Origin of the sequence: Variovorax sp. CCNWLW225 (assembly GCF_037204045.1) — a bacterium.
GTDB lineage: Bacteria > Pseudomonadota > Gammaproteobacteria > Burkholderiales > Burkholderiaceae_C > Variovorax.
The window spans coordinates 27,167-52,459 of sequence record NZ_JBBCBV010000019.1 but is presented as its reverse complement, the minus strand read 5'-3'; the positions used below and the strand labels follow the sequence as shown (position 1 = coordinate 52,459).

General features: G+C 66.9%; 23 protein-coding genes and 1 tRNA gene. 15 read left to right on the top strand and 9 right to left on the bottom strand.

The features are described from left to right. The first annotated feature begins 151 nt into the window (after window positions 1-151). From V9L20_RS23050 to V9L20_RS23035, 4 genes are all read left to right on the top strand, one after another. Window positions 152-1,084, top strand: a complete 933-nt coding sequence (locus V9L20_RS23050; protein WP_258503269.1) for a LysR substrate-binding domain-containing protein — start codon at window positions 152-154, stop codon at window positions 1,082-1,084. Between the two features lie 43 nt (window positions 1,085-1,127). Continuing rightward, a complete protein-coding gene (locus V9L20_RS23045; protein ID WP_126746642.1) occupies window positions 1,128-1,532 on the top strand; it encodes a phage holin family protein in 405 nt (134 codons plus the stop codon). A gap of 89 nt (window positions 1,533-1,621) precedes the next feature. Next, window positions 1,622-2,338, top strand: a complete 717-nt coding sequence (locus tag V9L20_RS23040) for a 2OG-Fe(II) oxygenase (protein WP_337298387.1) — start codon at window positions 1,622-1,624, stop codon at window positions 2,336-2,338. Between the two features lie 175 nt (window positions 2,339-2,513). Next, window positions 2,514-4,412, top strand: coding sequence for an adenylate/guanylate cyclase domain-containing protein (locus V9L20_RS23035; protein WP_443098621.1), 1,899 nt, complete (start codon window positions 2,514-2,516; stop codon window positions 4,410-4,412). On the opposite strand, the gene V9L20_RS23030 is transcribed toward V9L20_RS23035, so the two are convergent. Further along, window positions 4,394-6,400 (bottom strand): acetoacetate--CoA ligase, encoded by a 2,007-nt coding sequence (locus tag V9L20_RS23030; RefSeq protein ID WP_337298412.1) that lies wholly within the window; start codon window positions 6,398-6,400, stop codon window positions 4,394-4,396. The genes V9L20_RS23035 and V9L20_RS23030 overlap by 19 nt on opposite strands. Before the next feature lie 100 nt (window positions 6,401-6,500). Between V9L20_RS23030 and V9L20_RS23025 the strand changes: the two genes are divergently transcribed. Genes V9L20_RS23025 through fahA form a run of 7 tightly spaced genes read left to right on the top strand, consistent with a single transcriptional unit; the run spans window position 6,501 to window position 12,705 of the window. Beyond that, on the top strand, window positions 6,501-7,232 hold the full coding sequence (locus V9L20_RS23025; RefSeq protein WP_337298386.1) for a TetR/AcrR family transcriptional regulator: 732 nt from the start codon (window positions 6,501-6,503) through the stop codon (window positions 7,230-7,232). After that, window positions 7,229-8,173, top strand: a complete 945-nt coding sequence (locus tag V9L20_RS23020; protein WP_337298385.1) for an ABC transporter substrate-binding protein — start codon at window positions 7,229-7,231, stop codon at window positions 8,171-8,173. Before V9L20_RS23025 ends, V9L20_RS23020 begins: the two co-directional genes overlap by 4 nt. Beyond that, window positions 8,170-8,952: an ABC transporter ATP-binding protein gene (locus tag V9L20_RS23015; RefSeq protein WP_126746635.1), complete on the top strand. Its 783-nt coding sequence runs from the start codon at window positions 8,170-8,172 to the stop codon at window positions 8,950-8,952. Before V9L20_RS23020 ends, V9L20_RS23015 begins: the two co-directional genes overlap by 4 nt. Beyond that, window positions 8,945-9,715 (top strand): ABC transporter permease, encoded by a 771-nt coding sequence (locus tag V9L20_RS23010; protein WP_337298384.1) that lies wholly within the window; start codon window positions 8,945-8,947, stop codon window positions 9,713-9,715. Before V9L20_RS23015 ends, V9L20_RS23010 begins: the two co-directional genes overlap by 8 nt. Further along, window positions 9,712-10,512 carry an ABC transporter permease gene (locus V9L20_RS23005; RefSeq protein ID WP_337298383.1) on the top strand — a complete coding sequence of 267 codons (801 nt, stop codon included), beginning with the start codon at window positions 9,712-9,714 and terminating at the stop codon, window positions 10,510-10,512. Before V9L20_RS23010 ends, V9L20_RS23005 begins: the two co-directional genes overlap by 4 nt. Window positions 10,513-10,556: 44 nt before the next feature. Then, complete coding sequence (locus V9L20_RS23000) at window positions 10,557-11,363, top strand: cyclase family protein (protein WP_337298382.1); 807 nt, start codon at window positions 10,557-10,559, stop codon at window positions 11,361-11,363. Between the two features lie 19 nt (window positions 11,364-11,382). Continuing rightward, window positions 11,383-12,705 carry a fumarylacetoacetase gene (gene fahA, locus V9L20_RS22995; RefSeq protein ID WP_337298381.1) on the top strand — a complete coding sequence of 441 codons (1,323 nt, stop codon included), beginning with the start codon at window positions 11,383-11,385 and terminating at the stop codon, window positions 12,703-12,705. Window positions 12,706-12,764: 59 nt separating this feature from the next. Here fahA and V9L20_RS22990 read toward each other — a convergent pair. The 3 genes from V9L20_RS22990 to V9L20_RS22980 form a co-directional block, all read right to left on the bottom strand. Further along, window positions 12,765-12,840, bottom strand: a tRNA-Gly gene (locus V9L20_RS22990). 48 nt (window positions 12,841-12,888) lie between these two features. Continuing rightward, on the bottom strand, window positions 12,889-13,794 hold the full coding sequence (locus tag V9L20_RS22985) for an NAD(P)/FAD-dependent oxidoreductase (protein WP_337298380.1): 906 nt from the start codon (window positions 13,792-13,794) through the stop codon (window positions 12,889-12,891). Next, on the bottom strand, window positions 13,784-14,245 hold the full coding sequence (locus V9L20_RS22980; protein WP_337298379.1) for an RrF2 family transcriptional regulator: 462 nt from the start codon (window positions 14,243-14,245) through the stop codon (window positions 13,784-13,786). Before V9L20_RS22980 ends, V9L20_RS22985 begins: the two co-directional genes overlap by 11 nt. Before the next feature lie 257 nt (window positions 14,246-14,502). On the opposite strand from V9L20_RS22980, the gene V9L20_RS22975 reads away from it, so the two are divergent. Next, complete coding sequence (locus V9L20_RS22975) at window positions 14,503-15,039, top strand: adhesin (RefSeq protein ID WP_337298378.1); 537 nt, start codon at window positions 14,503-14,505, stop codon at window positions 15,037-15,039. Between the two features lie 78 nt (window positions 15,040-15,117). Here the strand turns inward: V9L20_RS22975 and V9L20_RS22970 are convergent, their stop codons facing one another. The 5 genes from V9L20_RS22970 to V9L20_RS22950 all read right to left on the bottom strand — a co-directional run bounded on the left by V9L20_RS22970 (window position 15,118) and on the right by V9L20_RS22950 (window position 21,302). Beyond that, on the bottom strand, window positions 15,118-15,561 hold the full coding sequence (locus V9L20_RS22970) for a MaoC family dehydratase (RefSeq protein ID WP_337298377.1): 444 nt from the start codon (window positions 15,559-15,561) through the stop codon (window positions 15,118-15,120). Between the two features lie 10 nt (window positions 15,562-15,571). After that, entirely contained in the window at window positions 15,572-16,861 is a 1,290-nt protein-coding gene (gene boxA, locus V9L20_RS22965; protein WP_337298376.1) for a benzoyl-CoA 2,3-epoxidase subunit BoxA, read from the bottom strand. A gap of 122 nt (window positions 16,862-16,983) precedes the next feature. After that, window positions 16,984-18,411 (bottom strand): benzoyl-CoA 2,3-epoxidase subunit BoxB, encoded by a 1,428-nt coding sequence (gene boxB, locus V9L20_RS22960; RefSeq protein ID WP_337298375.1) that lies wholly within the window; start codon window positions 18,409-18,411, stop codon window positions 16,984-16,986. Between the two features lie 135 nt (window positions 18,412-18,546). Continuing rightward, a complete protein-coding gene (gene boxC, locus V9L20_RS22955) occupies window positions 18,547-20,223 on the bottom strand; it encodes a 2,3-epoxybenzoyl-CoA dihydrolase (protein ID WP_337298374.1) in 1,677 nt (558 codons plus the stop codon). Window positions 20,224-20,351: 128 nt separating this feature from the next. Further along, window positions 20,352-21,302 (bottom strand): helix-turn-helix transcriptional regulator, encoded by a 951-nt coding sequence (locus V9L20_RS22950; protein WP_337298373.1) that lies wholly within the window; start codon window positions 21,300-21,302, stop codon window positions 20,352-20,354. A gap of 200 nt (window positions 21,303-21,502) precedes the next feature. On the opposite strand from V9L20_RS22950, the gene V9L20_RS22945 reads away from it, so the two are divergent. From V9L20_RS22945 to V9L20_RS22935, 3 genes are read left to right on the top strand one after another with little or no spacing between them, the layout of a single operon-like run. Then, a complete protein-coding gene (locus V9L20_RS22945; RefSeq protein WP_258503241.1) occupies window positions 21,503-21,976 on the top strand; it encodes a DUF4863 family protein in 474 nt (157 codons plus the stop codon). Beyond that, window positions 21,973-23,523 (top strand): 3,4-dehydroadipyl-CoA semialdehyde dehydrogenase, encoded by a 1,551-nt coding sequence (locus V9L20_RS22940; protein WP_337298372.1) that lies wholly within the window; start codon window positions 21,973-21,975, stop codon window positions 23,521-23,523. The genes V9L20_RS22945 and V9L20_RS22940 overlap by 4 nt, the downstream gene beginning before the upstream one ends. Before the next feature lie 52 nt (window positions 23,524-23,575). Then, on the top strand, window positions 23,576-25,198 hold the full coding sequence (locus V9L20_RS22935; protein ID WP_337298371.1) for a benzoate-CoA ligase family protein: 1,623 nt from the start codon (window positions 23,576-23,578) through the stop codon (window positions 25,196-25,198). Window positions 25,199-25,293 lie beyond the last annotated feature (95 nt).

Sequence of the window (25,293 nt, the reverse complement as noted above, 5' to 3'; positions counted from 1 at the left end):
GAGGGGGAACGGGCCGATCCTAGCCATGCAAGGGGCCGGGCGCAAACGATGAATCCTCACCCAGATATGCGTGTGACGCACATCTTGCGGCTGCGCACGAAGTCGTTTCCATTGGTAGCGGCATCGTCCCAGTCATACACTAGCGGCATACATGCGCCGCAAGATCCCACCCCTGCAGACCCTCGTGTGCTTCGACGCCGCCGCGCGCCACGAGAGCTACACCCGCGCCGCGCAGGAACTCGCGCTCACGCAAAGCGCCGTGTCGCGCCAGATCGGCACGCTGGAAGCCTTTCTGGGCGTGGCGCTGTTCCGCCGCACCCGACATGGCGTGGCCCTTACCGCAAGCGGCGCGGCCTACGCGCGGCAGATCACCAAACGGCTCGAGGCCATGGAACGCGACACGCTCGACGCCATGGCGCACCAGGGCGAAGGCGGCTCGCTCTCGCTGGCGGCCGTGCCCACCTTTGCCACGCGCTGGCTGATGCCGCGCCTCAAGGGCTTTGCGGCGCTGCAGCCCGACGTGGTGGTGCACATCGAGACGCGCACCCGCCCCTTTCTTTTTGCCGATGCCGAATTCGATGCCGCGCTGTACGCCGGCACACCGGCGCAAGTAGAAAACTGGGCCGGCACGCACGCACTCATGCTGATGCATGAAGACGTGGTGCCGGTCTGCAGCCCGTCGCTTCTGCCGCGCGGCAAGCCGGTGGCGCCCGCCGCCATCGCTAAGATGCCGCTGCTGCAGCAAAGCACGCGGCCGGACGGCTGGCGCCAGTGGTTCGACGCGCAGCAGATCGATGCGCCCAACGCGCGCGGCGGGCCGCGATACGAGCTGTTTTCCATATTGGCCGCAGCCGCGTCGCACGGCCTGGGCGTGGCGCTGATGCCCACCATGCTGGTCGCCGACGAGCTTGCGCGCGGCGAACTGGTGGTGGCCTGCGCGCGGCCGCTCTCGGGCGAGCGCAACTACTACCTCGTGACGCCCGAGCGGGCCGATCAGCGGCCGCTGCTGAAGTTCTTCAGCGACTGGCTGCTCGCCGAGGCACGTCGCGGCTCATCCCGAGACGCTGCCGATATGATGGCCTGAACCACCAGGCGAGCCGTCTTCCGCCTCTTCCGCCTTTCACATCATGCTGAACAATCTCGCCCCCTTTCTCGTGCACTGGGCCATCACGGCGCTGGCGCTGTGGGTCGCAAGCCTGATCTTCCGCGGCCTCAAGTTCGAGAGCACATCCGCGTTGGTGATCTCGGCCCTTCTGCTGGGCCTGGCCAATGCCGTGGTGAAGCCGCTTTTGATCGTGCTCACGCTGCCGTTGACGCTGCTGACCTTCGGCCTCTTCCTGCTGGTGATCAACGCGCTGATGATCATGCTGGTGGCCGCGCTGGTGCGCGGATTCAAGCTCTCCGGCTTCTGGACCGCGTTCTTCGCAAGCATCTTCATTTCGCTGTTGAGCATTGCGATTGGGGCGCTGGTGAGCGGCAGCGATCCGGCCACCAACATCCAGATGCCGACCGGCAGCGGCAAGTGGCTGTAGCCGGCAAGTGGATATAGGCGGGTAAGCACGCCGGAAGTGGTGTCCGGAAACGGCCAGCGCCGCCGCCGCGCCGGCAGCACACTGCCCGCATGCCGACGAACTCTCCCGAAAAATCCGCTGCGGCCCTCGACTGGCCGCGCATCGAAACCGAACTCGCCGCGCGCGGCTGCGCCACCACGGGCGTGCTGCTCACCCCCAAGGAATGCGCCGCCCTTGCTGCGCTCTACGGCGAGCCCGGCCACTTCCGCAGCCGCGTGGTGATGCAGCGCCACGGCTTCGGCCAGGGCGAGTACCAGTACTTCGCCGACCCGCTGCCAGCCTTGCTCGCCGGGTGGCGCGGCGCCCTCTACGAGCGGCTGGCGCCTCTTGCCAACGCATGGGCCGCGGCCATGGGCCAGCCGGCCGACTACCCGGCGGACCACGCCTCCTACCTTGCGCGCTGCCATGCGGCGGGCCAGTTGCGCCCCACCCCGCTGCTGCTTCGCTATGACGAGGGCGACTACAACTGCCTGCACCAGGACCTGTACGGCGACCTGCAGTTTCCGCTGCAGCTCACGGTGCTGCTGAGCCGGCCGGGCGAAGACTTCACGGGCGGCGAATTCGTGCTGACCGAGCAGCGGCCGCGCATGCAGTCGCGCGCCGAGGTGGTGCCGCTCGCCCAGGGCGAGGCGGTGATCTTCGCGGTCAACCAGCGGCCGGTGGCGGGTACGCGCGGCACCTACCGCGTGACGATGCGGCATGGCGTGAGCCGCGTGCGCTCGGGCCGGCGGCATACGCTAGGAATAATTTTCCACGACGCGCGCTGACCCAAATAGTTCCCTTGCGCCGCTGAAGTGTTGCATCGGCCGCGAAATTGTGCACACCTCTGCCCAAAACTTCGATGCGTTAGTAGCGCACTGCACACTTACGCTGACACCTGTTAGCGCACCCACCGCAAAATGACCGCTGCATTCCTCGACGGGGCAGCCGTCTTTTGCTTTTGTGGAGACAACACCAACATCGCCAAGGGCCACCGGCCCCTATCGCAAGCCGCGCCGCTTCAGAGTGGACGTGGGCACGGTCGTCAGCGCCGTTGCCCTGAGCCAATCGCTGCTGCTGGTGGCGTTGGGCTACTGGGGCTCGCAGCGTTTGGTCTCCAGCATCGGGCAATCGGCCCACAAGGCCAACCACGACCGCACCGAAGACAAGGTGCTCGCCTTTCTGGCCAAGACCGAATCGGTGGTGGGCGCCATCGGCGACTCGCCCAACCTGCGTCCCGCGGGCGACAACTCCGGCCAGACCGCCGAGCTGCTGTGGACGCTGCTGCAGCAATCCCCCGAGCTCGACAGCACCTACGTGGCCAACAGCGACGGCCAGATGCTGATGGTGTTGCGCTACCCGGCGCTGGCGGTGCGGCAGATTTCGCGCGGGCCGGCTTTCACCACCGAAACATGGGAGTACAAGCCGGCCTCCAATGCGCCGGGCGACGTGCGGCAGCGCTACGGCACGACGCGCATCGAGGCCTACCGCAGCAGCTACGACCCGACGCAACGCAGCTGGTACCTGCAGGCCCGCCAGGCCAAGGGCCCGATCTGGACCCAGCCCTACGTTTTTGCCGCCGCACAGGAGCTGGGCGTGACCTATGCACTGCCAAGCAGGCGCGGCCCGGACGAAGGCAGCGAGCGCGCGATGGTCGTGGCGGGCGACGTGTCGCTGGGGCGGTTGTCCGAATTCGTGCGCCTCTTCAGCAGCGGTAGCGGCCAGGGCAACAGCGCCCTTCTGAGCGCCGACTACCAGGTGCTCGCCCGCAGCGACGTGCCGGGCGTGGTCCGCGAACTGGCGCCGGCCAAGGGCGGCATTCTTGGCGCACTGCACGAGCACATGGTTGCCGACGGCCTTGCGGCCGGACCGCACGACACCAGCTTTTCGATCGCGTTCGAGGGCAAGCGCTATCTGGTGCAGCACTCGCGCATTCCGTCCACTGGCTGGCAGCTGGTGAGCTGGGTGCCTGAACACATGCTGCTGGGCGGCCTGCAGCGCGCCGTGCTGTGGGGGCTGCTGCTGGCCGTGATTTTCCTGGCGGCGACGCTGCTGCTGTCGCTGCGGCTCTCCAAGCTGGTCACGGCGCCGGTGGAGAACCTGTCGCGCATTGCGCGGCGCATCGGCTTGCTGGAGCTGGACAACCTGCCACGTGAAACGAGCCGGGTGCTCGAGATCCAGCACCTGGACCAGGCCCTGGACGAATCGGCGCGAAGCCTCAAGGCCTTCAGCAAGTTCGTGCCGGTCGACGTGATCAACCGGCTCATTGCCGAAGGCCACACGCTGGCGCCCAGCGGATCGCCGCGCCGCATTGCCGTGATGTTCACCGACGTCGAGGGCTTTACCCGCATCTCGGAATCGCTCGAACCCGATGTGCTGGTGGGCATGCTGACGGAGTACTTCAACCTTGCGGCGCGCGTGTTCGCGCAGCACGGCGGCGTGATCGACAAGTTCATCGGCGACGGCATCATGGTGCTTTGGGGCGCGCCGGCGGACCTGCGCGACGCCGAATACCAGGCCTGCACGGCGGCGCTCCAGCTGCACGCCGAGATGGGCGAGCTCAACCGCAAGTGGCGCGCCGAAGGCCTGCCCGAGTTCCGCACCCGCATCGGCATTCACACGGGCGTGGTGATCGCCGGCGTGCTCGGGTCGAACGACCGCCTGGCCTACACCGCCTTTGGCGACGTGATCAACGTGGCGAGCCGCATCGAGGGCATCAACAAGCAGCTGGGCACGCAAACATTGGTGTCGGAAGCCACCTTCGAGGCGCTGCGCGGGCGGCTGCGCACGCGCCGCATCGAGGAAGACGCCGAGATCCGCGGACGCCGCACGCGCATGGTGCTCTACGAACTGCTGGCCTGAGCCGCGCGCCGCGCTGCAAAGGCCACGAACCAGTCGAGGCTGCCGGGGTTGGCCATGGCCTCGCGGTTGACCACTTTCTCGATCGGCTGGCCGAGCAGCAGCTTCTTGATCGGCAGCTCCTGCTTCTTGCCCGAAAGCGTGCGCGGGATTTCGTCCACCTGGAAGATGTCGTTGGGCGCAAAGCGCGGTGACAGCGAGGTCTTGATGGCGTCGTTGATCTTCGCGCGCATGGCGTTGTCCAGCGGCACGCCGGAGCGCAGCACCACGAACAGCGGCATGTAGCTTTCGCGGCCGAGGTATTCGAGATCGACCACCATCGAGTCGAGCACTTCGGGCAGGCCTTCCACGGCGCTGTAGATCTCGCTGGTGCCCATGCGCAGGCCCTGGCGGTTGATGGTGGCGTCGCTGCGGCCGTAGATGATGCAGCCGCCGTCTTCGCCGATCTTGATCCAGTCGCCGTGGCGCCAGATGCCGGGGTAGGTGTCGAAGTAGCTCGACAGGTAGCGCGCATTGCCTTCGTCGCCCCAGAAGTACAGGGGCATCGATGGAATGGGCCTGGTGCAGACCAGCTCGCCCACTTCGCCGATGACGGGCTGGCCGTCTTCGTTCCATGCCTCGACCGAGTGGCCGAGCTGCCGGCACTGCATCTGGCCGGGTACTTCAGGCAGCTCGCGGTTGCCGCCGACAAATGCGCCGCAGAAGTCGGTGCCGCCCGAAATGTTGCACCACCACACGCTGTCGGCGCCCGCGGCCAGCAGCCGCTCCGTGCCCCAGCGCTGCACTTCTTCCGACAGCGGCGAGCCGGTGCTGCCGAGCGCGCGCACGCGGGTAAGGTCTCCGCATTCGGCCGCCACCACGCCGGCCTTCATGCAATTGGTGAAGTAGGCCGCGCCCGCGCCGAAGAAGCTGATGCGGTGCTTGGCGACAAAGCGCCACAGCACCGCCCAGTCGGGCTTCTCCTTGCTGCCGGCCGGGTGGCCGTCGTAGATGACGATGGTCGAGCCGAAGGCCAGCCCGCCGAGCTGGCAGTTCCACATGACCCAGCCCGTGGAGCTGTACCAGTGAAAGCGCTCACCGAAGTTGTTGGCGCCGTAGCTCGCGCCCACGTCGTTGTGCAGCCCGCAGGCATACATGGTCATGAGAATGCCGCCCTGCCCGTGCACGATGGGCTTGGGCAGGCCGGTGGTGCCGCTCGAATAGACGATCCAGATCGGATGGTCGAAGGGAAGCCACTCGGGTTCGAACGCGGCCACCTCCGCGTCGTTGCGCGCGATGGTGCCCTGCCAGTCCGCATCGGCGGTGAGCTGTTGCGCGGCATACGGCGTTCTGAGCAGCAGCAGCTTCTGCACGCTGGGCAGTGCATCGCGCAGCTCTTGCACCACGGCGCTGCGGTCGATGGGCTTGGCGCCGTAATGCACGCCATCGGCGGCAATCAGCAGCGTGGGTTCGATCTGGCGAAAGCGGTCGACCACGGCGGCCGTGCCCATGTCGGGCGCGCACACGCTCCACACCGCGCCGATGCTCGAGCATGCGAGGAATGCCACCATGGTTTCGGGCACGTTGGGCATGTAGGCCGCCACGCGGTCTCCGCGCCGCACGCCAAGCGAGCGCAGCGTGAGCGCAACCGAAGCCACCTGGCGGCGCAGTTCTGGCCACGACATCTCGCGTACTTCGCCGAGCTCGTTGTCGCTCACGATGGCGGGCATGCCGGCCGCATGCGCCGCATCGGCATGGCGCAGCACCTCGCGCGTGTAGTTGACCTGCGCGCCCGGGAACCACGTGGCGCCGGGCATGCGCGCTTCGGCCAGCACCGCGGTGTGCGGCGTGGGGGACTGCATGCCCATGTAGTCCCAGATGCTCTGCCAGAAGGCGTCCAGGTCGGTCACGGACCAGCGCCACAGCGCGTCGTAGGTGTCGAATGAAAGGCCGCGCTGGTCGCGCAGCCAGTCCTGGTAGAGGCGGATCTGGGGAGTGTTGGGAGCGAGCATGGCATTGAGCGTAATGCCGCATTCCGCGCCGCTCAATCGGGGTTGACCTCAGGGTTTGTACGTGTGTTCAACAGTTTTGTACAGACGTTCAATACGCCCGATGAACACCCGGACCCCGCCCGCCAAACGAAGCGCCCACCGGGCTGCGGCCACCGCGGCCGAAGCCACCCGGCCCGACCGGCGGCAGGCCATCCTTCTGGCGGCCGAAAAGCTTTTTGCAAAGCACGGCTACCACGCGGTCACGATCCGCCAGATCGCGGAAGAAGCGGGCGTGCCGCTGGCGCTGGTGGGCTACTACTACGGCCCGAAGCACGAGCTCTTCCACGCGATCTTCGAGCACTGGAGTCACAGCATCGATGAGCGGCTGGCGGGCCTCAAGGCGGTGCACATCGACCCGGCCGACCTGCGCACGCTGCCGCGCATCATCGAAGCCTTCACCGGTCCCGTGCTCGCGCTGCGCGCCAGTGCCGAGGGCGAGTACTACGCGCTGCTGGTGGCGCGCGAGCTCTACCACGCCACCGAAGAAGCCGACCGCGTGTTGCGCGGCTACTTCGATCCGCTGGCCGAGGCGTACATCGACGCACTGCACCTCGCCATGCCGCACGCCACGCGCGGGCAGGTGGCGTGGGCCTACCAGTTCGCGCTGGGCGCGCTTTTGCATCACCTGAACGACAGTCGCATCGAACGGCTGTCGCACGGCGAGAACGTGCGCAGCGATCCGGCCGCCACGCCAATGCTCGTGAACTTCATCGTCGGCGGGCTGCGTGCAGCGCTGCCGCGGCCGAAGGGCCCGCCAAAGAAAACCACCACTCCCAGGAGACAAAAGACATGATGAAACGACGCACCCTGCTGTCGGTGCTGGGCGCCGCATCGGCCGCCGCGGCCCTGCCTTCGCGCGCGCAATCGAACCCGAAGATCGTGTTCGGCTACACGGCCGTGTCGGACTTCGCCTCGGTCTTCGTGGCCGCCGAAGAGGGCTACTTCAAGAAGCGCAGCCTCGAGGTGGAGCTCAAGTTCATTCCGCTCAACTCCACCATTCCCGCGGCGCTGCAGTCCGACTCGCTGCAGATCGGCGGGCCCACGCCTTCGGTGTTCCTGCAAGCGGTGGACGGCGGGCTCGACCTGGTGCTGGTCGCGGGCGGCGGGCTCACGTCGAAGACGATCACCGGCTTCGGCCTGGTGGCGCGCGCGGGCTCGGGCATCAAGAACCCGCAGGATTGCGTGGGCAAGAAGATCGGCGTGCCCGGGCTCGGCGCGTTCCTGCATGTGACCTTTCGCGCCTGGCTCAAGGACAGCGGCGTTGACTACCGCAAGGTCAACTTCGTTGAGGCGTCGTTTCCGCAGCACGCCGACCTGCTGCGCGGTGGCTCGGTCGATGCGGTGGTGTCGGCCGACCCTTTCATGAGCCGCATCACCGAGAGCGGCGCGGGCTACGTGGCTTCGTACTACTCCACCTTCCTGCCGGAGAACAACCAGACCATCGTGCATGCGGCCAAGCGCGAATGGGTGGCAAAGAACCCGGGTGCCGCGCGCGCGTTCCGCGAATCGCTGGTCGAGGCCGCGGCCTTCATGCAGCAGCCGAAGAACGACGCCAAGGTGCGCGCGGCCATCGGCAAGTACATCAAGCTGCCGCCCGAGGTGCTCGCGAAGATCCAGATCTCGCCGCCGGGCGCCACGGTCAATGAAAAGCAGTTGGGCTACTGGGTCGGCCTGATGAAGGACCAGGACATGCTGAAGACCTCCATCGACGTTGCAAAGCTGATTGCCAAGTGAACGCTGCCGCCGACTTCCTTCGCTTCGACGGCGTCGCGATCCGGCTCGGCGGGCGCGAGATCCTGTCGCCCACTTCGTTCGACGTGGCGCGCGGCGAGTTCGTCTGCATCGTCGGCCCGAGCGGCTGCGGCAAGACCACGCTGCTGCGCGCGGCCAGCGGACTTGTCACCGCCAGTGCCGGAGAAGTGCGGCGCAACGGCGTGAAGATGACGGAGCCTTCGCGCGAAGTGGCCTTCGTGTTCCAGGACTATGGCCGCGCGCTGCTGCCCTGGCGCACGGTGGAAGGCAACGTGAGCCTGGCGCTCGAGGCCGCGGGCGTGCCTGCGGCCGAGCGTGCGCCGCGCATTGCCGACGTGCTCGGAAAGGTGGGGCTTGCAAAGCATGCGCAGAAGTTTCCGGTGCAGCTTTCGGGCGGCATGCAGCAGCGCGCGCAAATTGCGCGCTGCCTGGCGCAGAAACCCGAACTCATGATGATGGACGAGCCCTTCGGCGCGCTCGATGCGCTCACGCGACAAAGCCTGCAGGACGAGCTCGCGCGGCTCGTGCGCGACGACGGGCTGACGGTGCTGTTCGTCACGCACGACCTCGAAGAAGCCATTTATCTGGGCGACCGCGTGATCGCGCTGCAGGCCAACCCCGGGCCGGGGCGGCCGAGCTTGGCCCGGATGATCGACGTGAAGATTCCGCGCCCGCGCGACCAGCTCACGACCAAGGAGCATCCGGAATATCTACGCCTGCGTCGAGAGTTGTTCGCCTTCATCGAGCAGGGCCATGACTGAACGCGGCATCCTTCGCTGGCTGCGGCCGTGCGTCTTTCCGGCCGTGCTGGTCGGCGCCTTCGAGTGGTACGCGCGGCGCGCAGCCGCATTGGGCAGCGATGCGCTCGCGCCGCCGAGCGCCGCGGCCAAGGCCTTCATGGGCGCGGCGCTCGACGGCTCTCTGTGGCAGGCCACGGGCTTCACGCTGGGCACCGCCGCCCTCGGCCTGTTGCTGGGCGCGGTGCTCGGCATCGCACTTGGGCTGGTGATCGGGCTCTCGCGCCGCGCGGCGCAGCTCGGTTCGCTGTCCATCGAAGTGCTGCGGCCGGTGCCTTCGGTGGCGCTGATTCCGCTCGCGATGCTGACCTTCGGCTTCGGCGTGCGCATGGAGCTGGCCATCGTTGCGTTCGCCACCTTCTGGCCACTGCTGGTGCTGGTGCAGTCGGCGGTGCAGCAGATCGAGCCCCGGCTGCTCGAAGTGAGCCGCGTGCTGGGGCTCTCGCCGCGCGAGCGCGCCTTCAAGATCGTGCTGCCGGCCATCGTGCCGCGCCTGTTCGTTGCACTGCGCCTCGGCGTGGCGGTGGCGCTGGTGGTGGCCGTGACGGTGGAGATTGCGGCCAATCCGCACGGCATGGGCTACGCGATGATGATCGCGCAGCAAAGCTTCGACCCTGCGCTGATGCTTGCCTGGCTGGGCTGGATCGGCGTGGTGGGCTTTGCGATCAATGCGGGCATGGTGCTGCTGCAGCGCGTGGTCGCGCGACGCATGGGAGTGCTGCCATGAACGAGGCAGGCCGCCGACGCATCGGCACGGAATGGCTCGGCTCGTTGGCCGTGCTGTGCGCGCTTATTGCGCTGTGGTGGATTGCGAGCAACGCAGGCTGGGTGAGCCGCGTTTTCCTGCCGACACCGCAAGCCACCTTTGCGAGCCTGCTCGAAGGGCTCAACCTCTCGGGCACGAACGCCAATGGAGGCAACGGCGAGTTGCTCGCCTTCACGCAGGCGACGGTCGGCCGCATGGTGCAGGGCTGGCTACTGGCCTCGCTGTTCGGCGTGGTGCTGGGCGCGGCCATCGGTGTCTCGCCCGCGGTTCGCGCGTGGGTGCAGCCGACGCTCGAATTCATTCGCCCACTGCCGGCCTCGGCGCTGCTGCCGCTGGCCATCTCGATCTTCGGGCTGAATCCCGGCATGGTGCTCTTCGTGGTGGCGTTCGGCGCGATGTGGCCGGTGCTGCTGGCCACGGTGCACGGCTTTGCGGCCGTGGAGCCGCGGCTATCGGAAGTGGCGCGCTGCCTGCAGATGTCGCGCGCGGCCTTCGTCTGGAAGATGGGCTTGCCCAATGCCATGCCCGACATCCTGGCCGGCATGCGGCTCGCGCTGACCATTGCGCTCATCGTTGCGGTGGTGGGCGAAATGATCGCTTCGCAAAGCGGCCTGGGCCAGGCCATTCTTCTCGCGGCGCGCGCGTTTCGCGCCAGCGATCTTTTTGCCGGCATCGTGCTGCTCGGGCTCATCGGCTTTGTGAGCAACGCGCTGCTGGCCTTTGCCGAGAAGCGGCTGCTGCGCTGGCAGCAGCCCTGACGAACCCTTCACGCCAACATCAATACCCTGCAAGGAGCCCCGCCATGCCACGCAAGTTTGTAGACCTTTCGATCTTTCTCGAAAACGATGTGCTCTCCGACCCGCCCGCCTTCGCGCCGAAGATCCAGTACTTCACGCACGAGCAAACGTACGAGCAGATCGAGCCCTTCTTTCCGGGTCTGAAGAAGGAAGACCTGCCCGACGGCGAAGGCTGGGCCGTGGAGCTGGTGCAGCTTTCCACGCACAACGGCACGCACCTCGATGCGCCCTATCACTTCCACTCCACCATGGACAAGGCGCTGGGCGAGAAGAAGCCGGCCATCGCCATTCACGACGTGCCGCTCGAATGGTGTTTTCAGCCGGGCGTGAAGCTCGACTTTCGCCACTTTGCAGATGGCTACGTGGTCACCGCAGAGGACGTGGAAGCCGAGCTCAAGCGCATCGGCCACACGCTGAGCCCGCTGGAGATCGTGGTGGTGAACACGCGCGCGGGTTCGCGCTACGGCAATCCCGACTACGTCTCGGCGGGCGCGGGCATGGGCTATGAAGCCACCATGTACCTGCTGGAGCGCGGCGTTCGCCTGACGGGCACCGACGCATGGAGCTGGGACGCGCCCTTTGTGCACACCGCCAAGAAGTACGGCGAGACGAAGGACGCCTCGCTCATCTGGGAAGGCCACAAGGCCGGCCGCGACATCGGCTACTGCCACATCGAGAAGCTGCACAACCTGGAGGTGCTGCCGCCCACGGGCTTTTTCATCAGCTGCTTTCCGCACAAGATCCGCGGTGCATCCGCGGGCTGGACGCGCGCGGTGGCGATCTTCGACGATGCGCTGATGGCGTCGGTTTGAACACGGGACGTCAAGACAGATGATTGCGCTCAACCACACGCATGACGCCGCCGCCAGGAGCTGGCTCGACACCGCCAATGCCGCGGGAACCGACTTCCCGATCCAGAACCTGCCCTACGCGGTGTTCCGCCGCGCGGGCAGCCCGGAGCCGTTTCGCGGCGGCGTCGCCATTGGCGACCAGGTGCTCGACATGGCGGCGCTTTCGGCGCGCCAGTTGCTCGACGGGCTCGCACTCGATGCGGCCCGAGCCGCCGCGCTGCCGGCGCTGAACGATTTCTTCGCGCTCGGCGGCGCCGCATGGCAGGCGCTGCGCCATGCGGTATTCGCATTGTTGCGGGGCGACGCACCGATCGCGACCAGAAACGCCGTGCGCGAATGCCTGGTGCCGCAAGCCGAGGTCGAGTACACGGTGCCCGCGCGCATCGGCGACTACACCGACTTCTACACCTCCATCGATCACGCGCTCAACATCAGCCGGCTGATGAACCCCGATGGGGACGTGACGCCCAACTTCCGGTGGATTCCCACGGCGTACCACGGGCGCGTGTCGACCATCGGCGTGAGCGGCCAGCGCTTTCACCGCCCCATGGGCCAGACGATGGCGCCGGGCGCCAAGGCGCCGACATATCACGCTTGCGCGCGGCTCGACTACGAGCTCGAGCTCGGCGTGTGGATCGGCGAAGGCAATGCGGCGGGCGAGCCCATTCCGCTCGCGCATGCGGAAGAACACATCTTCGGCATCTGCCTGCTCAACGACTGGTCGGCGCGCGACATCCAGTTCTGGGAGATGGCGCCGCTCGGACCTTTTCTGGCAAAGAACTTCGCGACCACCATCTCGCCGTGGATCGTGACGATGGAGGCGCTCGCGCCGTACCGCCAGGCCTGGACGCGGCCCACGAACGAACCCCAACCGCTCGACTACCTGGAAAACGAAGCGAACCGAGAGAGCGGCGCCATCGATATCCGGCTCGAGGTGTGGCTCGAAAGCGAGAAAGCGCGCAGCGACAAGAGCGGCCCTTCCCGCCTGTCGCGCACGAGCTTCAAGCACCAGTACTGGAGCGTGGCGCAGATGGTGGCGCACCACACAGTGGGCGGCTGCAGCCTGAACCCGGGCGACCTGTTCGGCAGCGGAACCATCTCGGGGCCGGGGCCTGGCGAGGCCGGCGCCATCATCGAACTGACCCGTGCCGCGCAAAGCCCGGTCACGCTGGCCAACGGCGAACAGCGCGGCTTTCTGGAAGACGGCGATGCGGTGCTGCTGCGCGGCTGGTGCGAGAAGCCGGGGCATGCGCGCATCGGGTTCGGAGAAAGCCGGGGAACGGTGCTGCCGGCACGGGGCTGAGAAATTTTGCAGCGCCCAAAAGAAAAGGCCACCGGTGAGGTGGCCTTTTGCATGAAATGTGGAGCGGGAAAAGAGTCTCGAACTCTCGACCTCAACCTTGGCAAGGTTGCGCTCTACCAACTGAGCTATTCCCGCATTTCAGGAGTCGAATTATAGAGGGATTTTGGGGCCGTTTTGGCAGGGTCAGATTTCGAACACCAACGACCTGTGCAGCGACACCCCCGCCATCACGCCGTCAGCGGACGCCAGCGTGGCGTTGTGCATGAGCATGGCCGCATCGCCCGCGGCGAACACGCCGGGCACGGTGGTCATCTTCATCGCGTCCGTGCGGATCACCGGGCCGAACGGGCCATCGTCGAAAGCGCAACCCAGCTGTTCGGCCAGCGGGCTGCCCGGTCGTGTGCGGGGCGCCAGGAACAGCGCGTCGAGCGGCACGAGGCGGCCGCCCTCGAGGCGCACGGCGGACAGTTCCTGCCCCGGCCCTTCGAGCGCGACGACGCGCGCGGACTCGATGGTCACGCCGCGCGCCTGCAGCTTGGCGCGCGTCTCCTCGTCATCGACCGCGTTGTTGCCGTTCAAAAACAAGGTGGCCGGACCCCATTCGGCGATGAGCATTGCGTGCTCGGGTGGGTGCGGGCTCTCGAGCAGGATGCCCAGTCGCCGGTCGCTGAACTCATAACCGTGGCAATAGGGACAGTGCAGCACGCTGGTGCCCCAACGCTCGCGCACGCCGGCGATGTCCGGAAAGCCGTCCTGCACGCCGAACGCCAGAACGATCTTGCCGGCCGATAGCTGCCGGCCGTCTTCAAGCGATGCGTGGAATCCGCCTGCGCCATCGGCATGGGCACCCGCCACGCTCCCTTCGATGAAGGTGACGTTCGGATACGCCAGCACCTTGGCGCGCGCGTCGGCAATCATCTTCAGCGGCGGTGTGCCGTCCTGGCCAAAAAAGCCGTGCGAGGCGGCGGCAAAGCGGTTGCGCGGCGCACCGGCATCGACCACGCACACCTTCTTGCGCGCGCGGGCAAGCTGCATCGCAGCGGAAAGGCCGGCAAAGCTGCCGCCCACGACAAGAGCGTCATAGCGCATGTTCAATATCCTTGTGAGTAAAGCCGCCGCCCGTCATGCGACGATGAAAGTCTTTCGACAGATCGGCCAGCGTGATGCTGTTGAAACGCTTGAGCAGCAAGGCCTCGGCCTCCTGGCAGGCGCCATCGAGCGCGGCGTTCACCGCCTGCTCGACCACGCAGCCGGGGCTTTCGGTGCGGTTGCCCATGGCCAGCAGCGCGGGCGAACCGACCGCGTTGTGGATGTCGCCCAACGTGACCGCAGACAGCGAGCACGACAGCACCCACCCGCCGCCATGGCCCTTGGCCGAGCTCACGAAGCCCGCCTGCCGCAGGCCCGACATGACCCGCCGCACCACAACCGGGTTGGTGTGCATGGCCACGGCCAGCGATTCGGAGGTGACGGGCCCGTCCGTCTCGGCCATGTGCAGCAGCACGTGGAGAACTGCGGAAAGCTTGCTGTCTCGTTTCATGCAACATTATTAGTTGCGTGAAATGAAGCATGCCGAGATGAAGGCGATTTGCCCCTACGGATCGAACGGTTGTGGATCTGCGAGGGACGCGGCGGGGTTAACGCGCGAGCCCTCTTTTTCGCTGACGGAGGCGTCCCACGCAAGTGAGCGACTGCTTCGCACACGGCGACATATGCCGGTGTGGTCACGGTAGCGACCGAACTGGCCCAAAGCCGGTTCTGGTCATCCGACCATTCAATCGAAAGGAAAAGTTACCTATGAAGCAGCAACAACAACACAAGTCCATCGTCGTCGGCGCCTTGCTCGCAAGCCTGCTCGCACTGAGCGGTTTTGCACAGGCACAAGGCGTTGGAGTCGGTGTAGGCGTGAATGCCGATGTCAACACGTCGGGCGCGGTGAAGACCGCACCGGCCCAGAGCAGTGCAGGTGCAGGTGCGGGAACGGCCGCAACGGCGGGCACCTCTGCCAGCGGCAATGCCGGCGGTGGCACCAGCGGCGCAGCGGGCGGCCTGGGCAATACGCTCGGAGGCGTGGTCGGCGGTGGAACGGGTGCCGTAGGTAACGCAACGAACACGGTAGGCGGTGCCACCGGGGCCGTGAGTGGTGCCACCGGCGCGGTGGGCGGCGCAATCAATGCAGCCGGCGGTGTGACCAACACGGTGGGCGGCACGCTGAACAGCGCGACGGGTGCGGTGGGCTCGGCCGGCGGCGCGGTGAAGCCTTCGGGTGCCGGCGTGGGCGCGAAGGCCAGCGGCAAGGCCAAGGGCTCGGGCGCGGTCGACGTGACGAAGTAACCCGCTTCGCACTCGAAGGCCGCTAGCGGCCAGAAAGCCCGCAGCGCCCAGGCGTTGCGGGCTTTTCTTCATGGAGCGTCAGCCGGTCGCTTCAAGCCTGAATAGGCTCGTGACTTCCACGTCGAGCACCATCAGCTCGCGCTGGTTGAAGAGCCGCCAGCGCCAGCGCATGATGCCCAGCGTAGGCCGTTTTTCGGAGCGCCGCACCTCGATGACATCGGCCACGAGCCGCAAGGCGTCGCCGGGCCGCACGGGATGCGGCCAGCGCACATGCTCGAGCCCCGGTGACGCGAACGATTCGGAGCCCGCGAGCGCAGCATCGACCACCAGGCGCATGGCAATCGAGCAGGTGTGCCAGCCGCTCGCGATAAGTCCGCCAAAGGCGCTGCCGGCCGCGGCCTTTGCATCGGTGTGGAACCACTGCGGGTCGTACGCTTGCGCAAACCCGACCAGCTCCGCCTCGGAAACAACGTAAGGCCCGGCCTCGATGACCTGCCCCGCGTGAAAGTCGGCGAACTTCATCCGCCGCAGCTTAATACGTCTCCAGGTGCAGCCGGCCTTCGCGCTTCAGTGCGGCGCCCACGGTGTCCCAGTCCAGGCCCGCTTCCTTCGCCACGTCGCGCAATGCGAGCACCACGCCCTCTTCCATGCTCTTGAGGCCGCACACGTAGAAGTGGCTTGCGCCGTCTTTCAGCAGCGCGGCCAGGTCGGCGGCGCGCTCGCGCATCAGGTCTTGCACATAGCGCTTGGGCTGGCCCGGCGTGCGCGAGAACGCAAGGTTGATGTCGATGAAGTCCTTGGGCAGCGACTGCAGCGGGCCGAAGTACGGCAGCTCCTGCTGCGTGCGCGCACCGAAGAACAGCATGAGCTTGCCGCCTTCGAACTTGCCGCTCTTGCGCAGGCGCCGGCGCCATTCGGTCATGGCGCGCATGGGTGCGCTGCCGGTGCCGGTGCAGATCATCACGATGTGCGACTTGGGATGGTTCGGCATCAGGAACGAGGTACCGAAAGGCCCCACCACCTGCACCGTGTCGCCGACCTTCAGGTCGCACACATAGTTGGAGCACACGCCGCGCACCGGGTCGCCCTGGTGGTCTTCGGTGACGCGCTTCACGGTGAGCGACACGTTGTTGTAGCCGGGCCGCTCGCCGTTGCGCGGGCTGGCCACAGAGTATTGGCGCGCATGGTGGCGCTTGCCGATGGCATCCACACCCGGCGGAACGATGCCGATCGACTGGCCTTCGAGTACCGGGAACGGCACCACGCCGAAGTCGAGCACGATGTGATGTGTCTCGCTGTCGAAGCCCGCCTCGGTGCAGTTGAAGTTGCCGACCACGGTGGCCGTCGTCGGAGACTTCGGCGGAAAGAGATTGGTGTAGGCGTGCGCGGCCGACCATGGCGGCACGGTGGCGCCGTACTGGGCGGAATTGAAGACGGGCTCGGCGGCTTCGGCGGCGGCCTGTGCTTGCGTCAGCGCGGGTGCGGCAGCCGGCGCGGCTTCGTCGCTGCTGTCGGCGGCTACGCCAGCGGCTTCCAGCTCTTCGGGGGACAGCTCCGCAGGCAGCGATTCCCAGGTGAACTGCTCCTCGATGGAGTACGCGCGCACCACAGGCATGGTGCGCCAGTTGTCGATCGAACCCGTGGGGCACGGCGAGATGCAGGCCATGCAGCCATTGCAGATGTCGGCCCGAACGACATAGTTGTTGTCGTCGTGCGTGATCGCGTTGACGGGGCAGGTGGCCTCGCAAGTGTTGCAGCGGATGCAGATCTCGGGGTCGATCAGGTGCTGCTTGATGACCCCGGCTTCAACGGCCATGTCCATGTTGTTCTCCTGGAGCCCTCCCCTTCCGGGGGAGGGTTGGGTGGGGGCAAGCGGCGCTTGTCGTGGTCACGCTGCCTGCCCCCATCCCTGCCTTCCCCCAGAGGGGGAAGGAGCAATACCGATTACCCGAAACGCACGTACTCGAAATCCACCGGCTGGCGGTTGATGCCCATCACCGGCGGCGAGATCCAGCCGGCAAACTTGCCCGGCTCCACCACGCGGCCCATCAACGATGCCACGAAAGCAAAGTCTTCGGTGCTCGGCAGCCATTCGTTCTTCTTGGCGGCCCATTCGACCTCGTTCACCACGCGGCCTTCGGGCGACATCTTGATGCCGGCGAGCGCGCCGATCTGGCGGTTGAAGGCCTTGTGCGGCACCACCAGGCGGGTGGGAATGCCTGCCTTCTCGAGCACCTTGTTCCAGCGGCCGACGCCGGCCACCGAGTCCTTGATGAAGTCGTCGCGCAGCACTTCGTTCAGTGCGTTGAGCATCGGCACGTCTTTCTCGACGAGCTGGCCGTCCTTCACCTCGAGCACCTTGTAGGTCTGGCCCTTGAGCACGTGGTCGTCGGTGCGCTTGCCTTCTTCGTAGCGGCCCTTCAGGCCCGAGCTGTAGAAGATGGCGGCGTTGCTCGACTGGTCGGCGCCGAACAGGTCGATGGTCACGCTGTAGTGGAAGTTCAGGTAGCGCTGGATCGTGCCCAGGTCGATGGCACCGGCCGCGCGCACCTTCTGCGCATCGTCGGTCTTCAGCTCGTTCATGACCTGCGCGGTGCGCGCCAGAACGCGCGAGACGCCGCTTTCGCCCACGAACATGTGGTGCGCCTCTTCGGTCAGCATGAACTTGGTGGTGCGCGCGAGCGGATCGAACGCGCTTTCAGCCAGGGCCGAGAGCTGGAACTTGCCGTCGCGGTCGGTGAAGTAGGTGAACATGAAGAACGCGAGCCAGTCGGGCGTGCGTTCGTTGAAGGCACCCAGGATGCGCGGGTTGTTCTCGTCGCCCGAAGTGCGCTGCAACAGCGCCTCGGCTTCTTCGCGGCCGTCGCGGCCGAAGTGCTTGTGCAGCAGGTAGACCATGGCCCACAGGTGGCGACCTTCTTCCACGTTGATCTGGAACAGGTTGCGCAGGTCGTACATGCTCGGCGCGGTCAGGCCCAGGTGGCGCTGCTGCTCGACCGATGCAGGCTCGGTGTCGCCCTGCGTGACGATGATGCGGCGCAGGTTGGCGCGGTGTTCGCCGGGCACGTCCTGCCAGGCCTTCTCGCCCTTGTGGTCGCCGAAGTGGATCTCGCGGTTGGCGTCGCCCGGATTCAGAAAAATGCCCCAGCGGTAGTCGCGCATCTTCACGTGGCCGAACTGCGCCCAGCCCTGCGGGTCGACGCTCACCGCCGTGCGCAGGTACACCTCGTGGTTGGTCGAACCCTCGGGGCCGACGTCGTCCCACCAGTTGATGAAGTTGGGCTGCCAGCCTTCGAGCGCGCGCTGCAGCGTGCGGTCTTCGCCGAGGTTGACGTTGTTGGGGATCTTCTCGCTGTAGTTGATCGTGCTCATGGCGAAACCTTTATCGATGGGTTGCTGGAGAGATGTCTGTGCGGGGAACGCCGCGGAACCGGCTTTGCCGGGCCGCTGGCGTTGCCCCCTGGAAGGGGGTTGGCGAAGCGACACGAAGTGCGCGAAGACTGGGGGTCATACACGATTGAGGTCGAAACCGGCTTTCTCGCCGGTGCCATAGACCTTGAGCGCGCCCTTTTCGCCGACGGCGTTGGGGCGGTTGAAGATCCAGTTCTGCCAGGCGGTGAGCCGGCCGAAGATGCGGGTGGCCATGTTCTCCTTGCTGGCAAAGCGCAGGTTGGCTTCAAGGCCTGTGAGCGCGTCGGGCGACATGGCGGCGCGCTCCTCGACGGCAATGCGGATCTCGTCGTCCCAGTCGATGTCGTCGGGCGCGGCGGTCACCAGGCCCAGCTTCAGTGCTTCGTCCGCCTCGAGCGGCTTGCCGGCCGCGGCGCGCGCTGCGTCGAGCGGCGCGGCTTCTTCATAGAAGCGGCGCTCGAGGCGGCTCTGGTCGTTCACCATCGGATAGAAGCCGAAGTTGAATTCGTTGAGCACGAGCTTCGGCGCGCGCTCGGCATCGTCGGGCAGCGCCAGCATGTAGCTGCGGTCGGCTGCAAAGGCCAGCTCCGCCAGCGTGCCGGCAAAGCACGAGCCGGCCTCGACCAGCGCGAACAGGCTGCGCGACGACACGTCCAGGCGTGCCAGCGTGCGGCGCAGCGCGCCGATAGTTTCGCGCACCAGCCAATGGTCCTTGTGGGCGAGCATCACGGCGTCCGACGCGAGCACGGCCTGTGCGTCGCCTTCGGTCTTGAGCAGCCAGGTGCCGATGTCCAGCTCGTTGGTGCGCAGGTGAAGAATGGCGTCGTCCAGCTCGCGGCAAACGGCCAGCGGCCACCATGCGGCGCCTGCGGCCTCGATGTCGGCAACGCCGGCCGGCTGCGTACCGGTGGGCGCTTTCACTGTGATGGTGGCCGTGCGCTTGCTGCGGTCGATCTGGATCCCGACGTTCGAATAGCGCAGGCTGTCGGCGGTTTCCTCGCGCTCCAGGCGGGTCAGCGCCACGCCCTTGCCGCCCGCGGGGCGGTCGCTGCCGGCGGCAAGCTGCGCGGCGCGCTCTTGCACGGCGGCCGCAAACTGCGCGGGCTTGGCGACCGCATCGACCAGGCGCCAGTCGACCGCGCGCTGGCCGCGCACGCCTTCGACGCTGGTGCAGAAGATGTCGGCGAGGTCATGGCGCACGTGGCGCTTGTCGGTCACGCGGGTCAAGCCACCGGTGCCGGGCAGCACGCCGAGCAGCGGCACTTCGGGCAGCGACACGGCCGAGGAGCGGTCGTCCACCAGCAAGATCTCGTCGCAGGCCAGCGCCAGCTCGTAGCCGCCGCCGGCGCAGGCGCCGTTCACAGCCGCGATGAACTTCAGGCCCGAATGCTTCGACGAGTCTTCGATGCCGTTGCGCGTTTCATTGGTGAACTTGCAGAAGTTCACTTTCCAGGCGTGGCTCGAGACGCCCAGCATGAAGATGTTGGCGCCCGAACAGAAGATGCGGTCCTTGCCGCTGGTGACGATCACGCTGCGCACTTCAGGGTGCTCGAAGCGCACGCGGTTGAGCGCGTCGTTCAGTTCGATGTCCACGCCCAGGTCGTAGCTGTTGAGCTTGAGCTTGTAGCCCGGGCGAATGCCGCCGTCTTCCGCAATGTCGAGCACCAGGCGCGCCACCGCGCCGTCGAAGCTGAGCTTCCAGTGCTTGTACTGCGCGGGTTCGATGCGGTAGTCGACGCGCGGGGGCGCCTGAAGGGTCGTGGTCTCGGTCATACGGAAGTCTCCTGTGGGGCCAGATGCAAACCGGAAGAATAATGCATCTTCTGGTTCCGATGACATGCATCATGCTGCATGCGAACAGGCAAGTCAATGCCTGAATCGCTTTTTTTCAAAACTTCAGTTCAGGCGCCGATGCCGATCGACTGGCGCGCAGCAGCCCGCAGCGCCTGGAAGCTCTGCGCCAACGTCTTGCCGCTGGTGTCCACCGAAAGATCGGCCTTCGAATAGAAAGCGGCGCGCCCGTTCAGGATGCGCCGCAGGTCTTCCATGGCCTCCTTGCTGGCCGCCATGGGGCGGGTGTCGCCCTGCGCGGCCACGCGGCCCATGTGCTCTTCGGGCGCGGCCTGCAGCCACACGGTGGTGCAGTGCGCGAGCAGCTCGTTGAAGGTGGCGGGGTCGGACACGATGCCGCCCGGCGTGGCAATGACCACTTCGCTGTAGATCTGGATCGTTTCTTCGAGCGCGCGGCGTTCGTAGCGGCGGTAGGCATTGGTGCCGTACAGGTCGTGGATCTCGCGCACGCTGCAGCCCGCGAGCTTCTCGATCTCGCGGCTCAGCTCCACGAAGGGCAGCTCCAGGTCGTCGGCCAGCATTTGGCCGAGCGTCGACTTGCCCGCGCCGCGCAGGCCCACCAGCGCAATGCGGCGGTGCCGCGCCGGATCGACCGAGGCCGTGCCCAGCAGCTCGCCCAGCGCCAGGCGCACGCGGCGCAGGTCGGTTTCGCTGCGGTTCTCGAGCAGTTCGCGAATCAGCAGCCACTCGGGCGAGCTGGTGGTCACGTCGCCGACCAGCTCGGCCAGCGAGCAATGCAGCGCGCCCGCCACCTGCTGCAGCACCAGGATCGATGCGTTGCCGATGCCGTATTCGAGGTTGGCCAGGTGCCGCTCCGACACGCCGGCCGAAATGGCCACGGCCTTGCGTGTGAGCCCGCGCTGCGCGCGCAGGTTGCGCACGCGGTCGCCCAATGCGGCCAGCAATGGGTTCCTGGCCTCCCCGGTCGATGCGGCGGCTGCGTTGCCGGCGTGATTGCCGTCGTGCGCGGTGGACAGCACCGCGTCTACATGCTCGTTCATGCAAGTCCTCGTTCTTGGCCGGGATTGTGCGCGCTCAGGGTAAACACCATATATGCACTATATTGCTTGACACCTATTGACTCGGTGCTTATCGTTCGACCACAAGCAAGATACTGCACGCGCAACGATCCTGCAATGTAGTTCATAAGTTCGCTGTGGCGCCACCCCTGCCAGCCAGCCTCCAAAAAGGAAGCCCGCCAATGTCCAGCAAGGAAGCATTTCACCAGTTGATTGCCGGCCTGACCGCCGAAATTGCCGGCCGGCCGCTCGACGAACAGCTCGACCAATGGCTGAACGCCGCGCACGGCGCGGGCACCGCCACTTTCGAGCAACTGCGCCAGGCCTGCATCGGCGGCGTGGCCGAAGGCTGGCTGTGCGAGCGCGAGGGCGGCGGCATCCGCTACGGCCGCGTATTCAAGGCCGAAGACGCACTGCACCGCTTCTCGGTCGACGTGGTCGACATGCAGGACATCGCGGGGCCGCACCATACGCATCCCAACGGCGAGATCGACCTGATCATGCCGCTCGAAGGCAGCGCCGGCGCCACCTTCGACGGCCGGCCCGCAGGCTGGTGCGTCTACGGGCCCGGCACCGCGCACCGCCCGACGGTGGCACAAGGCCGCGCGCTCGTTCTCTATCTCTTGCCCGAAGGGCAGATCAAGTTCACCCAATGACCGAGCTCCTTTCCAACTACGTCGCCGGCCGCTGGCAAAGCGGATCGGGCGCCGGCACGCCTCTTTTCGATCCGGTGCTGGGCACCGAACTCGCGCGCGTCGACGCCACCGGCCTCGACCTGCCCGCGGCCTTTGCCTTTGCACGCGAACAGGGCGGCGGCGCGCTGCGCGCCCTCACTTACCGTCAGCGCGCGGGGCTGCTTGCTGCCATCGTGAAGGTGCTGCAGGCCAACCGCGATACCTATTACGAAATTGCGACCGCGAATTCGGGCACGGTGAAGAACGACTCGGCCGTCGACATCGACGGCGCAATCTTCACGCTCGGCCAGTACGCCAAATGGGGCGACGCGCTCGGCGACGTGCGAGCGCTGCGCGACGGCGATGCGGCGAAGCTCGGCAAGGAGCCGGTGTTCATGTCGCAACACCTGCAGGTGCCGACGCACGGCGTGGCGCTCTTCATCAACGCGTTCAACTTTCCGTCGTGGGGGCTTTGGGAAAAGGCCGCGCCCGCGCTGCTCTCGGGCGTGCCCGTGATCGTGAAGCCCGCCACGGCCACCGCCTGGCTCACGCAGCGCATGGTGCGCGACGTGGTCGATGCGGGCGTGCTGCCCGCGGGCGCGCTCTCCGTCATCTGCGGCAGCTCGGCCGGCCTGATGGACGCGCTGCAGCCCTTCGATGTCGCCTCATTCACCGGCTCGGCCGAAACCGCGGCGGTCATCCGCTCGCACCCGGCCGTTACCGAGCGATCGGTGCGCGTGAACATCGAGGCCGACAGCCTCAACAGCGCGCTGCTGCTGCCCGGCGAGGCGCCCGGCAACGAGGCCTTCAACCTGCTGGTGCGCGAAGTGGTGCGCGAGATGACGGTGAAGTCCGGCCAGAAGTGCACCGCCATCCGCCGCATCCTGGTACCGGCCGAGGTGTACGAAGCCGCTGCCGAAGCCATTGGCGCCAAGCTCAACAACGTGACGGTGGGCAACCCGCGCAACGAGAGCGTGCGCATGGGTTCGCTCGTGAGCCGCGCGCAATTGAATGCGGTGAGCGAGGGGCTGGAAGCGCTCTCTGCACAGACCATGGTGCTGCATGACGGCCGCAACACGCCGCTGATCGATGCCGAGCCCTCGGTGGCCGCCTGCATCGGCCCGGTGCTGTTGGGCGCGCGCGATGCCGATGCGGCGCAGCGCGTGCACGATGTCGAAGTGTTCGGCCCCGTTGCCACGCTGCTGCCCTACCGCGATCTTGCGCACGGCATCGCGCTGGCGCATCGCGGCCAGGGTTCGCTGGTGACGTCTCTCTACGGCAGCGACGACGCCGCACTGGCGCAGGCCGCAGTTGCGGTTGCGCCCAGCCACGGACGCGTGCACGTGGTCACGCCCGAGGTGGCGCAGGCCCACACCGGCCATGGAAACGTGATGCCGATGTCGCTGCACGGCGGCCCCGGCCGCGCGGGCGGTGGCGCCGAGCTCGGCGGATTGCGCGCGCTGGATTTCTATCACCGCCGCAGCGCGGTGCAAGCGAGCCCCGGCGTGCTCGCGCAACTCGGCCTCTAGCCTCTCTAGAAGCAGAACCGAGAAGAAAAGAACACGGCCCCAGGAGACACGCATGACAAGCCCGCCCGCACGATTCAACTTTGCCGAACACCTGTTCGCCCTCAACCGCGGCCGCGCCGAACGCATCGCCTACATCGACGACCGCGGCACGCTGAGCTACGGCCAGCTCGAAGACCGCGCGCTCCGCCTGGCTGCCGCGCTGAAGGCCGCCGGCGTGCGCCGCGAGGAACGCGTGCTGTTGCTCATGCTCGACAGCAGCGACTGGCCCGTGAGTTTTCTGGGCTGCCTCTATGCCGGCGTAGTGCCCGTCGCGGTCAACACCCTGCTCACGCCGGACGACTACGCCTACATGCTCGACCACAGCCGCGCGCAGGCCGCGCTGGTGTCGGGTGCGCTGCTGCCGGGCCTGCAGGAGGCGATGGGCCGCGGCACGCATGAAGTGCACACGCTGATCGTCTCGCAGCCAACCGGCGCGCTGCCCGCAGGCGCGCTGGAGTTCGACAGCCTGATCGCCGCCGCCGAGCCGATGGCAGCGGCCGCGCCCACTGCTTCCGACGACCCCGGCTTCTGGCTGTATTCATCCGGCTCCACCGGCAAACCCAAGGGCACGGTCCACACGCATGCCAACCTCTGGTGGACGGCCGAGCTCTACGGCAAGCCGGTTCTCGGGCTCACTGAGAACGACGTGTGCTTCTCGGCCGCGAAGATGTACTTTGCGTACGGCCTCGGCAATGCGCTGACCTTTCCGCTCTCGGTGGGTGCCACGGTGGTGCTGATGGCCGAGCGCCCCACGCCCGACGCCACCTTCCGCCGCTGGACCGGAGACACTGGCCCCCAAGGCGCTTCGCGCCTGCCCCCCGAGGGGGCTGGATCGGCTTGGGGCGGCCCGGCGCCGATCCGGCCCACAGTGTTCTTCGGCGCGCCCACGGGCTTTGCCGGCATGCTCGCTTCGCCGAAGCTGCCGGCGCGCGAGCAGGTGGCATTGCGCATGTGCTCCTCGGCCGGCGAAGCCCTGCCGGGTGAGATTGCGCAACGCTTCAAGGCGCACTTCGGCTGCGAGATCATCGACGGCATCGGTTCCACCGAGATGCTGCACATCTTCATTTCCAACCGCCCCGGCGACGTGCGCTACGGCACCACCGGCCGGCCGGTGGAAGGCTACGAAGTCGAGCTGCGCGGCGAAGACGGCCGCCCGGTGCCCGACGGCGAAGTGGGCGACCTCTACATCCGCGGGCCGAGCGCAGCGCTCATGTACTGGTGCAACCGCGAGAAGTCGCGCGAAACCTTCCAGGGCGGCTGGACCAAGAGCGGCGACAAGTACACGCGCGATGCCGACGGCTACTACACCTATGCCGGCCGCAGCGATGACATGCTGAAGGTCAGCGGCATCTATGTGTCCCCGTTCGAGGTGGAAGCCACGCTGATGCAGCACCCGGCCGTGCTCGAGGCCGCGGTGATCGGCAAGGAAGACGCGGACGGGCTGACCAAGACGAAGGCCTTTGTGGTGCTGAAGGAAGGCCAGTCGGTCACGGACGAGGAACTGAAGGCGTTCGTGAAGGAGCGGCTCGCGCCGTACAAGTACCCGCGGTTTCTGGAGTTTGTGCAGGAGCTGCCGAAGACGGCGACGGGGAAGATCCAGAGGTTTCGGTTGCGTGAGCGGGAGAGGCAGGCATGAGCGGCTCCCTGTCTTTCTCCCTCCCCTCCCGGGGGAGGGCTGGGGTGGGGGCAAGCGGCCTTTGCAAAGGCATGGCCTCTACCAGCGCCGCGAGC

What these genes read in the sequence shown, in the direction of transcription:
- V9L20_RS22970 (WP_337298377.1), bottom strand. Translation starts at nt 15,561, where the DNA reads ATGAAGTTCGCCGACTTTCACGCGGGGCAGGTCATCGAGGCCGGGCCT.
- V9L20_RS23025 (WP_337298386.1), top strand. Translation starts at nt 6,501, where the DNA reads ATGAACACCCGGACCCCGCCCGCCAAACGAAGCGCCCACCGGGCTGCG.
- V9L20_RS22945 (WP_258503241.1), top strand. Translation starts at nt 21,503, where the DNA reads ATGTCCAGCAAGGAAGCATTTCACCAGTTGATTGCCGGCCTGACCGCC.
- V9L20_RS23045 (WP_126746642.1), top strand. Translation starts at nt 1,128, where the DNA reads ATGCTGAACAATCTCGCCCCCTTTCTCGTGCACTGGGCCATCACGGCG.
- V9L20_RS23030 (WP_337298412.1), bottom strand. Translation starts at nt 6,400, where the DNA reads ATGCTCGCTCCCAACACTCCCCAGATCCGCCTCTACCAGGACTGGCTG.
- V9L20_RS23010 (WP_337298384.1), top strand. Translation starts at nt 8,945, where the DNA reads ATGACTGAACGCGGCATCCTTCGCTGGCTGCGGCCGTGCGTCTTTCCG.
- V9L20_RS22940 (WP_337298372.1), top strand. Translation starts at nt 21,973, where the DNA reads ATGACCGAGCTCCTTTCCAACTACGTCGCCGGCCGCTGGCAAAGCGGA.
- V9L20_RS22985 (WP_337298380.1), bottom strand. Translation starts at nt 13,794, where the DNA reads ATGCGCTATGACGCTCTTGTCGTGGGCGGCAGCTTTGCCGGCCTTTCC.
- V9L20_RS22935 (WP_337298371.1), top strand. Translation starts at nt 23,576, where the DNA reads ATGACAAGCCCGCCCGCACGATTCAACTTTGCCGAACACCTGTTCGCC.
- V9L20_RS23005 (WP_337298383.1), top strand. Translation starts at nt 9,712, where the DNA reads ATGAACGAGGCAGGCCGCCGACGCATCGGCACGGAATGGCTCGGCTCG.
- fahA (WP_337298381.1), top strand. Translation starts at nt 11,383, where the DNA reads ATGATTGCGCTCAACCACACGCATGACGCCGCCGCCAGGAGCTGGCTC.
- V9L20_RS22980 (WP_337298379.1), bottom strand. Translation starts at nt 14,245, where the DNA reads ATGAAACGAGACAGCAAGCTTTCCGCAGTTCTCCACGTGCTGCTGCAC.
- V9L20_RS23040 (WP_337298387.1), top strand. Translation starts at nt 1,622, where the DNA reads ATGCCGACGAACTCTCCCGAAAAATCCGCTGCGGCCCTCGACTGGCCG.
- V9L20_RS22950 (WP_337298373.1), bottom strand. Translation starts at nt 21,302, where the DNA reads ATGAACGAGCATGTAGACGCGGTGCTGTCCACCGCGCACGACGGCAAT.
- boxC (WP_337298374.1), bottom strand. Translation starts at nt 20,223, where the DNA reads ATGACCGAGACCACGACCCTTCAGGCGCCCCCGCGCGTCGACTACCGC.
- V9L20_RS22975 (WP_337298378.1), top strand. Translation starts at nt 14,503, where the DNA reads ATGAAGCAGCAACAACAACACAAGTCCATCGTCGTCGGCGCCTTGCTC.
- V9L20_RS23050 (WP_258503269.1), top strand. Translation starts at nt 152, where the DNA reads ATGCGCCGCAAGATCCCACCCCTGCAGACCCTCGTGTGCTTCGACGCC.
- boxB (WP_337298375.1), bottom strand. Translation starts at nt 18,411, where the DNA reads ATGAGCACGATCAACTACAGCGAGAAGATCCCCAACAACGTCAACCTC.
- boxA (WP_337298376.1), bottom strand. Translation starts at nt 16,861, where the DNA reads ATGGACATGGCCGTTGAAGCCGGGGTCATCAAGCAGCACCTGATCGAC.
- V9L20_RS23000 (WP_337298382.1), top strand. Translation starts at nt 10,557, where the DNA reads ATGCCACGCAAGTTTGTAGACCTTTCGATCTTTCTCGAAAACGATGTG.
- V9L20_RS23020 (WP_337298385.1), top strand. Translation starts at nt 7,229, where the DNA reads ATGATGAAACGACGCACCCTGCTGTCGGTGCTGGGCGCCGCATCGGCC.